Here is a 12,342-nt window from a genome sequence, read left to right on the forward strand (position 1 = left end):
TCTCCTTCTGTCTTTTTGTTACTCCACTGTAGAAAGGCTGGGACAGAAAAACAATCTCCGTTCGGCAGAAAACAAAAAGGCCCGCACGAATGCGAGCCTTCAGATTTTGCTTCAGACAAAATCAGAAATTAACAGCGCCACCTAAATAAGCACCGTCTGCCACCACGTTATCGCGGTTGCCATCTTTGCCATCCATCGCCATGTAGCGGTAACCCACGCTCACGGTAACCAGCGGGATGGCCGTCAGACGAATACCTGCGTTCGCTTCTTCATAGTTAGCAATGCCGCTGGACAGGGAATCCGGGGAATAATAATAGTCGCCGTACAGGGTGAACATTTTCGCGATTGGCAGTTGCAGACCACCGCCGACGGCCGCCGCGTAACCTTCGTCACCGTCTTTAGGATTGGTGTACAGGCCCTTACCGCCGACGGTCGCGATGAACGGACCCAAAGGAATGTTGTATCCCAAACCCAAGCCTGCCACATCACCGTCGTCATCGTTATGGGTGTAATCACCGCTCAATGCCAGACCCGGAGATGTGGTGCCGAAGCCCACACCCAGATGCGTGTAATGCTCACCGACTTCACCATTGACACTGATTGCGCTGGCAGATGCCGCGACAAACATCAGACTGGCAGCGGCACCAGCGACAAGTAACTTTTTCATTATTTATCCTAAATAACAGTCAAACGACAATAAATCTTCCACGGGAAGTCTAAAGCAATTCACTCAGTCGTAACAACTTTTTGGAACGTGAATGCATTCACCGGGGTTGTGAAAATTGTAAGAAACATCGTTTTCATTGATGAAACGAACGTTTCCCATCGAAATGATAACTCCCACCTATTTGCCTCTGATCAATATAGGGTTTATTTCTAATCGGTAGAGTTAATTTGACTTAAGTAAGATTAAAGGAACCACCCCAACGTTTTTACTTACATACACACGCAATTACCGGAAGGAATTTTTATGACCAAGAAAGGTTTAACCACCGCCGCTGGCGCGCCAGTCGTCGATAATAACAACGTGATTACCGCTGGCCGCCGTGGTCCGTTGCTTTTGCAGGATGTCTGGTTTCTTGAGAAATTAGCGCATTTCGACCGCGAAGTGATCCCGGAGCGTCGTATGCACGCTAAAGGCTCCGGCGCTTATGGTACTTTCACCGTGACGCACGATATTACCGCTTTCACCCGCGCGAAGATCTTCTCCGCAATCGGCAAACAAACTGACATGTTTATCCGTTTCTCGACGGTTGCCGGTGAACGCGGTGCAGCGGATGCCGAACGTGATATTCGCGGTTTCTCGATGAAGTTCTACACCGAAGAAGGAAACTGGGATTTAGTCGGCAATAATACGCCGGTGTTTTATCTGCGTGACCCGCTGAAATTCCCGGATCTGAACCACGTCGTCAAACGTGACCCGCGCACTAACCTGCGTAATCCGGCATACAAATGGGACTTCTTCTCTCATCTTCCGGAAGCCCTGCATCAGCTGACCATTGATGTCAGCGACCGTGGTCTGCCAACGTCTTACCGTCATATCCACGGTTTCGGCAGCCATACCTTCAGCTTTATCAATACTGAAAATGAACGCTTCTGGGTGAAATTCCACTTCCGCTGCCAGCAGGGTATTGAAAACCTGATGGACGATGAAGCCGAAAAACTGGTGGGCACCGACCGCGAGAGTTCGCAGCGTGATTTGTATGAAGCGATTGAACGCGGCGATTTCCCGCGCTGGAAACTGTTTGTGCAAATCATGCCGGAAGCGGACGCTGCAAAACTGCCGTACAACCCGTTTGACCTGACCAAAGTCTGGCTGCACAGCGATTATCCGCTGATTGAAGTGGGTGAATTCGAACTGAACCGCAATCCGGAAAACTACTTTGCCGAAGTAGAACAAGTCGCCATGAGCCCGGCCAATGTAGTACCTGGCATCGGTTTCTCACCTGACCGTATGCTGCAGGGGCGTCTGTTCTCTTACGGCGATGCGCACCGTTACCGTCTGGGCGTAAATCATCATCAGATCCCGGTCAACGCGCCAAAATGCCCGTTCCATAATTATCACCGTGACGGCGCAATGCGTGTGGACGGTAACAGCGGCAACGGCGTGACTTACGAACCCAACAGCGCGGGCTTGTTCCAGCAACAGCCCGATTTCAGCGAACCGCCACTGAGTATTGAAGGCGCGGCAGACCACTGGAATCACCGGGAAGATGATGATTACTTCACTCAGCCACGTTTGCTATTCAACCTGCTGTCTGAGGCTGAGCATCATCGTATGTTTGCACGCATTGCGGGTGAGCTGAAACATGCTTCGCCGGAAACACAGGCACGCCAACTGGCACTGTTCTATAAAGTCGATCCGGCTTATGGCGCAGGGGTTGAGAAAGCACTGAAAGACTGACTTTTTACCATCAGAAATCATAAAGGCCGCATTATGCGGCCTTTATTGTTTATTCCGGGCTATTGTTTTACGAAAGCATTTCTACCCATTGCCGGACGCTCGCCCGCGAGATTTTAATCCCCCCCTGCGACAAAGCCCCGGGCAGCGGATGATAGGCCACCGGCAACTGGAAACGCGGTATCTTATCGCTCAGCCAGCGATTGAGTTCCTCATACACCAGCCCGGCTTGTGCTTCGAGCACGGCGACCGGTCGCTGACCAAATTGCTCATCTTCCATCGGAACCACAAATGCCTGCGAAACCTGCGGGTGGCTGACCAGCACTTTCTCGATATCTTCAGGTTGGATCCCTTCTCCGCCGCTGAAAAACAAATTATCCATCCGCCCGGCCACCTGCAGTTCATCGTCAATCCACGTGCCACGGTCGCGGGTATGCAACCACCCTTGCGCATCAGTCACCGGTGATAGCTGACCGTTTTTCCAGTAACCACTGGCCATACTGTCGGTACGGATCAGGATCTCCTGATCAACGATTTTGACTTCCTTCCCCGCCAATACCTGACCGATACCGGCGCTGCCATCGGCTCGTTTCGCCGTCACTGTGGACGCAGTTTCCGTCAGCCCATATCCGCACCAGCAGCGTATTCCTGCTTTTTCTGCCTGTTCAGTCAGCGCCAGAGGAATTTGCGCCCCACCAAGCAAAACGTCTGTCAGCTTTTCAGGCACCGGCGTGCCTTGCAGCAGACGCCAGAGTTGCGTCGGTACCAGCGAAGCGTGGCTGCATTCTGCCAGCGCTGCATCGAGCGGTTGGTCTTCGGACAGCATCAGCGTAGCGCCGGCCAGCAGCCAGCGCCAGACGATGCCTTGCCCGGAAACATGAAACAGTGGCAGAGAAAGTAACCAGCTATCGTTACGGGTGAAAGGGATCAGGTTCAGCACACCCGCCGCACTGGCGAGATGGGCGGCAACCGTATGTGCTGCGGCTTTCGGCAAACCGCTGGAACCCGATGTCAGCGTCAGCGTGGCAATACGCTGCGGTTGCCATCCGGCAGAACTGAGCCAACAGGCATTCTGCATGGTCAGCGCGGGAATATTCAGCGGCAGTTCCGGCTCCGCCAGATCGAGTACGAAAGCGATATCGAGTTGCGAAAGCAGTTCATCACATAATACCCACGGCAGTTGCGGATTAAGCGGTAACAGGCGCGCGCCGGTTTGTAATAACGCCAGATAGCTGAGTACGGCATCAAGGGTGTTTTTACTGCGCAAAACCACACCCGCACCCTCGCCTACACCCTGCGCAATAAAACCGGCTGCCAGCGTGTCGATGCGGTGCTGTAAATCACGCCAGCACCAGGTGATATCTCCCGCTTTCAGCGCTACGGCAAAAGGTGAAAGGTTTGCCCTTTCGCGCCATGGCCAGTCGTTGATCATTTGCTCTGCCACACAATCTCCAGATCAGACACATCCGTTAGCGGTAATTCAGAGCCCGGCCAGCGACGGATCAACTGCGTCCGCATGAGATCCAGCGTATCCAGCCCCGGAATGGCGTCCGGCGTCAGCCATTGGGCAATGCGCGCCAGTTGTGTCAGCCCGAGACTCGACTCGATGGAGGAACTGATCACAGCTTCCAGCCCTGCGGCATGCGCCTGCGCGATCAGCTGACGGCAACGCATCAGACTGCCGGTCAGCGTGGGTTTGATGATGATCGCCGCCAGCCCGGGTTCGGCCTTCACGGTAAAACCGGTTTCGCGCACGCTTTCATCCCAGGCGATCGCAATACCGGTCAGACGGGCGAAATCGCGGGACTGCTCGCGGGTCAGGCACGGTTCTTCGATAAACGCGATGCGTGAACGCAGTTCGGGCGCCACATGACGGGCAAACCCTTCGGCTTTGACCGGCGTCCAGCTGCGGTTGGCATCAAGGCGCAAATGCAGTTCCGGCAAGGCTTCCAGCAACATACTGACATTCAGACCATCGCCGACGGATTCGTACAATCCCACTTTCACCTTAGCCACTTTCCTGCCGCGAAAATCGCCCGGCAGCGCACCCAGACGCGCATAAAGCTCATTCGGATCGCCATGACACAACGGCGCACAGCGCGTGCTCAGCACTTCGGGCAATTCGCCGCGTAATTCGGCGTCCGCACAACTCAGCCCGAAAGCCACCGAAGGTAAAGCACTGAACGCAGAGGCAACGGCAGCCAGCGAGGCCCCCTGCACCCACTGGCTCAGGCCATGCTGAACGGCATCCTGCGCCTGAGACACATCTTCCACACTAAAACCGGGCAGCGGCGCAACTTCGCCCCAACCCGTTGCTTCGTCCTGCCACAGTGACACCAAAAAACCGTCGCGGGTTTTCAGGCGCTGATTGCGCAGCACCACCCCAGCCTCCATCGGCACGCTGTACCGATACACCGTGGCGCGACGCATTATGGATTACGCTTAAATTTGCTGAAGTCCGGCTGGCGTTTTTCATTAAACGCGTTGCGACCTTCCTGACCTTCATCGGTCATGTAGAACAACATTGTGGCGTTCCCTGCCAGTTCCTGAAGCCCTGCCTGACCGTCGCAATCGGCGTTCAGTGCGGCTTTCAGGCAACGCAGTGCCATCGGACTGTTTTCCAGCATTTCACGACACCAGCGCACCGTTTCTTTTTCCAGATCGGCCAGAGGAACTACGGTGTTGACCAGCCCCATATCCAGCGCCGCTTTAGCATCGTACTGACGGCACAGGAACCAGATTTCACGGGCCTTTTTCTGACCGACGATACGCGCCATATAGGATGCGCCCCAGCCGCCGTCGAAAGAACCAACTTTCGGGCCGGTCTGCCCGAAGATGGCGTTATCTGCCGCAATGGTCAGGTCACACATCATATGCAGAACATGGCCGCCGCCAATGGAATAACCAGCAACCATCGCCACGACTGGTTTCGGACAGGTGCGGATCTGGCGCTGGAAATCCAGCACGTTGAGATGATGCACACCGCTGGCATCCTGATAACCACCGTAATCGCCACGCACTTTCTGATCGCCGCCCGCACAGAAGGCTTTTTCGCCTTCACCGGTCAGCACGATCACGCCGATGCCTTCGTCGTTACGGGCATCGTCGAGTGCGCGGATCATTTCTTTGACGGTCAGCGGACGAAATGCATTGCGAACCTGCGGACGGTTGATGGTGATTTTAGCGATGCCGTCGGTAGATTTGTGGTAACGAATATCTTCAAACTCGCCGGTACAATCACGCCATTCGACTGGCGCGTACAGTTCTTTTTCATCAGGATAAATCATGTTCAACTTCCTTTAAGACAGGTGAAGTAATAAATGCCAGCGCCTGACGGGCAAACTCCGCCGGGTTATCACGGTGGGCGTTATGCCCGGCATTAGCGACAGTGCGTAGCCCGAAACCGGATTGCTGCGCAAGATGAATAAACTTGGCGTCCTGACTGCCACACAACCACACAACCGGCAGGGAAAGCCGCAGCAATTGTGCGCGTAAATCAGGCTGTACCGAAAGCGACGTGGCCGCCAGCATGGCAGAGACAGTGTGCGGGTTGTTGTTCTCACGCAGCACGATCATTTGCTGGCGTTGCGCATCGGTCAGGCTGGAAAACACCGGCTGGCGATACCAGCTTTCCAGCGCCTGTTTCCACGGTACTTGCAAAAAGCGAGCCGCCCATTGCTGATCATGATGGCGGCGTTGTGCGCGTTCAGCCTGACAGGTCAGCCCCGGATGTGCGCCTTCCACCAGCAGCCCCTGCAATCCGCTGCGATCACCCTGACAGGCGTGATACAGACTGATGCGCCCCCCCAGCGAGTAGCCGATCAGCCAGTACGCAGTGACGTTATTTTCGTGCAGGGTATCGGTTAACAGCTGGCTGACATCCGCAAATCCGGCAGCTGTCAGCGACGCGGAACGACCATGTCCCGGTAAATCCACAAACAGACAAGGCCAGCCTTCAAGCGCAGGAAGTAAGGGTTGCCAGTCATCTGCACTGCCCAGCAGGCCGTGGAGAAACACCAGCCACGGACGATCTTTAACCTCTGGGTTGAGTGTGTGACAGGCCAGCGTCATGATGCGCTCATCTCCTTCACCAGCGAACGCAGGCATTCTGCCCCTTCTGTCTCACTGACTTTCAACTCGATCAGTTTCACGCCACCATGCTGCCAGCATTGTCTGACGGCATGATGAAGCTCAGACATCGATGCCGGACAGGCATAATCCAGACCAAACATCGCTGCCGCATGGCTGAAGCTGACGTTCTGCGGCATGCAGTAAAAACGCTGCCGCTCGGCTTCGGGCGTTGGCAACAACGAGAAAATTTGTCCACCATTGTTATTCACCACAATAATCACCGTCGGCGCGGAACACTGACGCATCAGCGCCAGCGCGTTTAAATCATAAAGTGCAGAGATATCACCCAGCAGCACCAGCGTCGGTTTGCAGGTCGCGCGCTGCACACCTGCGGCGGTGGACAGCAGCCCGTCAATACCGCTTGCCCCGCGATTGGCGAAAACAGGATAACCGGCGGGGAGTTGGGCAAAGGCATCCACCAGACGAACAATCAGACTGTTGCCAAGAAATAACTGGCCGTGCTCAGGTAATAAAGCCGGAAGCTGCCACGCTGCGGCGGCCTCGCCAAATACACCGTCGAGACGGGTTTCAACCGCATGTAACGCCCGCTGCGAGCAATGCTCAAGGGCTTCTGCCCAGTCAGGCTGAGGCTGTGCCGGGTGAGACTGTAACCATTCACTGACGCGGGCCTGTAGACGACGACCGCGATGCTGCGCCGGATCCTGACGGCCTGACAGCGGGTCAACCAGCCAGTATTCATCGGGTTGACAGGTCGCCTGCCATTGCAGCAGGCGCTTACCGGTCAGACCGCCACCGAACTGGATAACCAACTGGACGTGCGCCAGTATCGCCTGCGCCTGCGGCGATGCCAGCCACAAATCTGCGCAGGGAAGCGGATTGCCGGTTGATGCCTGCACATCACTGATCAACGGCCAGCCCAGTTGCGCCGCCCACTGCGCCACCTGTTCACTTTCGCAGGCAGAAAGACGGCCAGCGATAATGACGCCGCGCTTTTGCCGCCAGGAAAACCAGTCCGGCTGCGCGATTGCAGGTAAAACCTGAGAATAATTCAGCCACGGTTCATGGCCCTGCCACCAGTCGCCCAGCGCCAGCAACCAGTCCTGATGCTCGCCGTTGTCCTCGCCATACAACGGTTCGGCGAACGGACAGTTAATGTGCACGGCACCGTGCGTCTGCTGCGCCAGCGTATTATCCAGCGCAGAAACCAGCCAGCGCGCACTGATTTCAGGCGTCGGACGCGGTAAATCCAGCGTCCCGACGGGGTGACTGGCAAACATGCCGGTCTGGCGGATAGCCTGATTCGCACCGCAATCGATGAGTTCCGGCGGACGATCAGCCGTGAGCAACACCAGCTTTTCGCCGGTCAGCCCGGCTTCGATCAGCGCCGGATATAAATTTGCCACCGCCGTGCCGGAGGTGACGATGATCGCCACCCGCTGCCCGCTGGCTTTTGCCAGCCCGAGAGCCAGATGGCCAAGGCCGCGTTCATCAAAATGGGTGTGGCAGATAAGGTGCGGATGCGCGGCGGCGGCAAGGGTTAGCGGTGTAGAGCGGGAACCGGGCGCGATGCACACATGCTGCACCTGATGTCGGGTTAACGCTTCGAGGATAAGCGTCGCCCAGCGGCGGTTAAAGACGGCAACAGACATGTTCAATTCACTCCGGCAAGGGGTTATCCGGCCTGAACGGCAGGGGTGTAATGCTCTTCCAACAAAGTGCGCAAACCAGCGGCTTTGTTTTCGATTTCCTGCCATTCCTGTGCAGCGTCAGAACCGGCGACAATCCCCGCGCCTGCGTAGAGTTCAAGATGATGTCCTTTCACCGTCGCCGAACGTAACGCGACGGTAAATTCACTTTGTTCAGCACTGAGATACCCGGCGGAACCGGCATACCACTCGCGGTCAAAAGGCTCAAATTCGGCGATAAATTCACGCGCGGCCTGACGGGGTAATCCGGCCACTGCTGCGGTCGGTTGCAGACGTTGCAGGCAAGCAGCGTCATCGGGGTCGGTCAGCTCACCGTGAATATTGCGGCGTAAATGCTGCACCTTGCGCAGACGTAAAATCTCCGCTGGCGTCACATCCAGCGAATGCGCCCCGCCCTGTAAGCGCTGGCAGATATCGTCGACGACCAGTAAATTTTCGCGTTGGTTTTTGCCATCGCTGAGCAGCCAGTCCCCCAGCGCCCGCGCTTCCCGGTCATCGGGATGATTGGCCACGGTTCCCGCCAGCGCTTCGGTATAGAGTTCGGTGTGATCACGCAAGAATAAACGTTCCGGGCTGGAGCCCAGAAACGCCTGTTGCGGGGTAAAAGCCAGCATGAAATGGTAACAGTGATGATTAACGTCGCGGCTGGCGGCAAGAAATGCGCAGGCATTCAGCGGCTGGCTGAGCGTTAAGGTGGTTTTTCGCGCCAGCACCACTTTGTCGAACTGATGCTGCTCAATACCCGACAGCGCGCGGTCTATCAACTGTTTCCACTGAGGCTCGTCCGGTAAATGATGATGTTGCAATACACGGGAAGCGATCGACGGTAAGGCGCGACTGACGACCAGTGAACGTAAAAATAAGCGGGTGCGACGTGCCTCATCGCGTAAAGAATGTGGGCTGAAAACGGTACACCGCAGCCAGTAACTGTTTCCCTGACGGCAAAGTTCGATGCGCGGAAGAAACAGTGCGTTGGCAGCTATTGCAGCCCCGTCAGCCCCGTTAAACGCATTCAACCCCCAGATATGCAAATCGGGTTCATCCTGGTGCTCGCGGATGAACGCCTGTGCCCGGGCGGTATCGCAAAATGAGTAGGCATCACCACAAACAGCGGCTTCTTCATTGCCATCACGATGTTGCCAGTAGAATTTCGGGTAGCAGGGTTGCGCAGACAACCATTCCAGCAGGCCGGTGTCAGGCTGTTTTTGCAGGGAATAACTGAACTGCCGGATCCCCGCTGCATCAGGCCATTCGCCTGCCAGCGTCGTATCAAGCTGCTCAATGATTGCTGATATTTGTTTCACCGCTACCTCAGGCCATACCGGATGTTTAGTGACGGGCAGAAATACCCTTCTGGATCAAAAAACGGGTTGGATCAATTACGGATGAATTATGCGGCGATACGAAAAATGAAAATATGCGACAGATCAAGCTGAAGTGAGTGCCATTAGCTAAGAAGGAGTATAGGCAGGGAGAAAGGAGTAAGCAAACCGGGAGAAACAAAACAGGAGCAGCCCACGCTGCCCCTGTTCAGTCAGATTAACGACGCAGAAGCAGGCCGACAACCAGACCTACGGCAGCACCGACACCCACACCATGCCATGGGTTTTCATGCACATAGTCGTCAGTTCTTTCCGCTACCAGGCGGGCTTTCTTGCAGTAAGAGCGTGCAGCCGGGTCAATACGTGATTTGATGTCTTTCAGCGCATTTTCTGCGCGTGCTTTGACCTGAATGTACTTCTCATCCGCTTTGTCACCAGAGGACTTCAGTACTTCTTCCAGCGTTTCAGTCAGCATGCGTAAATCGTCGTCCAGCGAATTTTGCTGTGTCTCAAATTGGTCAGCCATGGTTATCTCCTTATGATGTGTTCGTGTAAAAGCATAGACTGCTTTTAACCCTAGCGTATATCAGGAGTAATTGCCTGAAGGATCCGCCCTAAACTGCAGAAAAACCGAGGAATTAAGAACCTTCTGACCCTTTCGTTTCAGTGAAAACCGCCCCTTTCCTGGCGTCGCTTTGCTGCTTTTCACGCTGTTTTGCCAGCCATAATCCGCTGTTTTTCATTGCATAACCGAATACCAGCCCGACCAGCAAAGATACCACCACCTGACGCCAGTCACCTTGTGCGGCGAAGGTCGCGCAGGCACCAATAAAGGTACCCGGTACAAAGGCCAGCCACTGCTGACGCGCCTGAATACACATCAGGAATGCGACGATGCCGGTCAGCAGATAACCAAGAATGCTCCATTCCGGACGCATTGCGCTTCCCGCGATGATCACGACAGCCCAGAATACACCGCTGAGACAGGTCAGCGTGCTGATCAGCAATCCGCGTAATCCGCCCTGCGGACACGCAAAATATGCCGTGCATCCAAGAAAACCCGCCCAGCTTATCAGCCCAAAGCTAATCGCAACCCAGCCCCAGATACCGGAGAGGATACCGGTGGTAATGGCGATCATCACTAAAACATTCATGGTGTGAACCTGTACGAATCTGAACAAGCGCGCAGTGTACGCATTGGCAGGAATAATGAAATGGGAGAGATCACAAAACCAATGTAATAATTTATTGAACGTACATATAAATGTGATTTGCATCACAATATCTAACCAATACGATTAAAAAAGCCGCTCATGCGAGCGGCTTCGTCAGCTTTCAGACTGCGTTTGCAGACTTTATCAGAGCAGCGGTTGCGCCATCTGTACCAGCGAAATCAACGGTTGCGGGAAGATACCCAGCAGCAGCACCAGAATCGCGGAAATCAGTACGACTACCCCACCCGCCGTGAGCGCCCAGTTGTTTGGCGTATCACGTACCAGCGTTTCAGGCGCACTCAGATACAGGCTCACCGTTACGCGCAGGTAGTAGTAAAGACCAATCGCAGAACCGACAACCACAGCACCGGTCAGCCACCACAGATGCGCGGTCACACCGGTCGCAATCACGTAGAACTTACCGATAAAGCCGAGCGTCATCGGAATACCGGCCAGTGACAGCATCATCACGGTCATCACCGCAGACAGAATTGGCTTATGCCAGAACAGACCACGATAAGAGAACAGTGATTCAGCATCCGGCCCTTTGTACGGGCTGGACATCAGGCTGACCACACCGAAGGCGCCGAGGCTACTGAACAGATAACCCGCCAGATATACGCCCACGGTTTCCATCGACAACTGGTGCGTTTGTACCGCAATCAGTGCCACCAGCAGATAACCCAGGTGCGCGATGGAGGAATAACCGAGCAGACGTTTGATGTTGCTCTGACTGATGGCCATCAGGTTACCCACCAGAATCGAACAGAAGGCAATAATGCCCAGCACGATGCGGATGGATTCGCTGTCAGCTACCGGCGCATACAGGAACAAACGCATCACCACAGCAAAGATCGCGATTTTGCTGGCGGTTGCCAGGAAAGTCGAGACCGGTGCAGGTGCGCCCTGATACACATCTGGCGTCCACAGGTGGAACGGAACCAGCGACAGCTTGAAGCCCAGCCCTACAATCATCATGCCCAGACCGGCCATCAGCAGCGGCTGGTGCAGCATCACGCCGTCGCCCAGGTTTTTGCCCAGTGACGCAAAGGACAAATCACCGGACTGTGCGTACAGCAGCGCCATACCAAACAGCAGGAAGGATGATGCGGCAGCCGACAGCAGCATGTATTTGATGGCAGCTTCCAGCGAGCGTTTCTGGCGGTAGGCGTAACCAATCAGGCCGAACAATGGCAGGGAAATCAGTTCGATTCCGAGGAACATTGACGCCAGATGGTTAGAGCATGCCAGCAGAATACCGCCCATCGCCGCAATGAGAACTAACAGGTAGAACTCTTCGCGGTTGTCCGGATAACCGGCCAGCCAAGGGTAAGCAAACGTACTGGTGGCCAGACTCGCCAGCAGCACCAGCCCGATGTAGAACATCGAGTAGCCGTCAACGCGCAGCAGCGGTGTGACGTCCTGCGGGCCGACCTGCCCGACGTAGTAAAGGGAAAGTAAGGCAACGTTCAGCCCGATGACTGTCAGTGTGGCATTAAGAAAATGGTCGCGTCGCCACGCAATGGACAGCATCACCACCACCACCGTCAATCCGACGATCATCAGCGGTAATAGTGCGATCAGATTTTGAAGTGTAAATGTCATGG

General features: G+C 55.2%; 11 protein-coding genes. 1 reads left to right on the plus strand and 10 read right to left on the minus strand.

Annotation, left to right across the window (positions count from 1 at the left end; genetic code table 11):
• Positions 1-121: 121 nt before the first annotated feature.
• Positions 122-667, minus strand: coding sequence for a YfaZ family outer membrane protein (locus tag ABIC79_RS05200; protein ID WP_013574610.1), 546 nt, complete (start codon positions 665-667; stop codon positions 122-124).
• Between the two features lie 303 nt (positions 668-970).
• On the opposite strand from ABIC79_RS05200, the gene ABIC79_RS05205 reads away from it, so the two are divergent.
• Positions 971-2,404, plus strand: coding sequence for a catalase (locus ABIC79_RS05205; protein ID WP_354566607.1), 1,434 nt, complete (start codon positions 971-973; stop codon positions 2,402-2,404).
• 67 nt (positions 2,405-2,471) lie between these two features.
• Here the strand turns inward: ABIC79_RS05205 and menE are convergent, their stop codons facing one another.
• From menE to nuoN, 9 genes are all read right to left on the minus strand, one after another.
• The gene (gene menE / locus ABIC79_RS05210) at positions 2,472-3,845 is read right to left on the minus strand and encodes an o-succinylbenzoate--CoA ligase (RefSeq protein WP_354566608.1); all 1,374 of its coding nucleotides are present in this window, start codon (positions 3,843-3,845) and stop codon (positions 2,472-2,474) included.
• On the minus strand, positions 3,830-4,831 hold the full coding sequence (menC, locus tag ABIC79_RS05215) for an o-succinylbenzoate synthase (RefSeq protein WP_013574607.1): 1,002 nt from the start codon (positions 4,829-4,831) through the stop codon (positions 3,830-3,832). Before menC ends, menE begins: the two co-directional genes overlap by 16 nt.
• Positions 4,831-5,688: a 1,4-dihydroxy-2-naphthoyl-CoA synthase gene (menB, locus tag ABIC79_RS05220; protein WP_013574606.1), complete on the minus strand. Its 858-nt coding sequence runs from the start codon at positions 5,686-5,688 to the stop codon at positions 4,831-4,833. The genes menC and menB overlap by 1 nt, the downstream gene beginning before the upstream one ends.
• Positions 5,675-6,472, minus strand: coding sequence for a 2-succinyl-6-hydroxy-2,4-cyclohexadiene-1-carboxylate synthase (menH, locus tag ABIC79_RS05225; protein WP_013574605.1), 798 nt, complete (start codon positions 6,470-6,472; stop codon positions 5,675-5,677). Before menH ends, menB begins: the two co-directional genes overlap by 14 nt.
• Positions 6,469-8,142 (minus strand): 2-succinyl-5-enolpyruvyl-6-hydroxy-3-cyclohexene-1-carboxylic-acid synthase, encoded by a 1,674-nt coding sequence (gene menD / locus ABIC79_RS05230; RefSeq protein WP_112198242.1) that lies wholly within the window; start codon positions 8,140-8,142, stop codon positions 6,469-6,471. The genes menH and menD overlap by 4 nt, the downstream gene beginning before the upstream one ends.
• Positions 8,143-8,165: 23 nt before the next feature.
• Positions 8,166-9,503: an isochorismate synthase MenF gene (gene menF, locus ABIC79_RS05235; protein WP_037036193.1), complete on the minus strand. Its 1,338-nt coding sequence runs from the start codon at positions 9,501-9,503 to the stop codon at positions 8,166-8,168.
• Positions 9,504-9,738: 235 nt separating this feature from the next.
• Positions 9,739-10,047, minus strand: coding sequence for a stress response protein ElaB (gene elaB, locus ABIC79_RS05240; protein WP_013574602.1), 309 nt, complete (start codon positions 10,045-10,047; stop codon positions 9,739-9,741).
• A 112-nt stretch (positions 10,048-10,159) separates the two neighbouring features.
• On the minus strand, positions 10,160-10,675 hold the full coding sequence (locus ABIC79_RS05245) for a DUF1097 domain-containing protein (RefSeq protein WP_112151207.1): 516 nt from the start codon (positions 10,673-10,675) through the stop codon (positions 10,160-10,162).
• Between the two features lie 204 nt (positions 10,676-10,879).
• A complete protein-coding gene (nuoN, locus tag ABIC79_RS05250) occupies positions 10,880-12,340 on the minus strand; it encodes an NADH-quinone oxidoreductase subunit NuoN (RefSeq protein WP_013574600.1) in 1,461 nt (486 codons plus the stop codon).
• Positions 12,341-12,342: the final 2 nt, after the last annotated feature.

Source organism: Rahnella sp. 2050, assembly GCF_040544515.1.
GTDB classification, from domain to species: domain Bacteria; phylum Pseudomonadota; class Gammaproteobacteria; order Enterobacterales; family Enterobacteriaceae; genus Rahnella; species Rahnella aceris.

What these genes read in the sequence shown, in the direction of transcription:
- ABIC79_RS05200 (WP_013574610.1), bottom strand. Translation starts at nt 667, where the DNA reads ATGAAAAAGTTACTTGTCGCTGGTGCCGCTGCCAGTCTGATGTTTGTC.
- ABIC79_RS05205 (WP_354566607.1), top strand. Translation starts at nt 971, where the DNA reads ATGACCAAGAAAGGTTTAACCACCGCCGCTGGCGCGCCAGTCGTCGAT.
- menC (WP_013574607.1), bottom strand. Translation starts at nt 4,831, where the DNA reads ATGCGTCGCGCCACGGTGTATCGGTACAGCGTGCCGATGGAGGCTGGG.
- menB (WP_013574606.1), bottom strand. Translation starts at nt 5,688, where the DNA reads ATGATTTATCCTGATGAAAAAGAACTGTACGCGCCAGTCGAATGGCGT.
- menH (WP_013574605.1), bottom strand. Translation starts at nt 6,472, where the DNA reads ATGACGCTGGCCTGTCACACACTCAACCCAGAGGTTAAAGATCGTCCG.
- menD (WP_112198242.1), bottom strand. Translation starts at nt 8,142, where the DNA reads ATGTCTGTTGCCGTCTTTAACCGCCGCTGGGCGACGCTTATCCTCGAA.
- elaB (WP_013574602.1), bottom strand. Translation starts at nt 10,047, where the DNA reads ATGGCTGACCAATTTGAGACACAGCAAAATTCGCTGGACGACGATTTA.
- ABIC79_RS05245 (WP_112151207.1), bottom strand. Translation starts at nt 10,675, where the DNA reads ATGAATGTTTTAGTGATGATCGCCATTACCACCGGTATCCTCTCCGGT.
- nuoN (WP_013574600.1), bottom strand. Translation starts at nt 12,340, where the DNA reads ATGACATTTACACTTCAAAATCTGATCGCACTATTACCGCTGATGATC.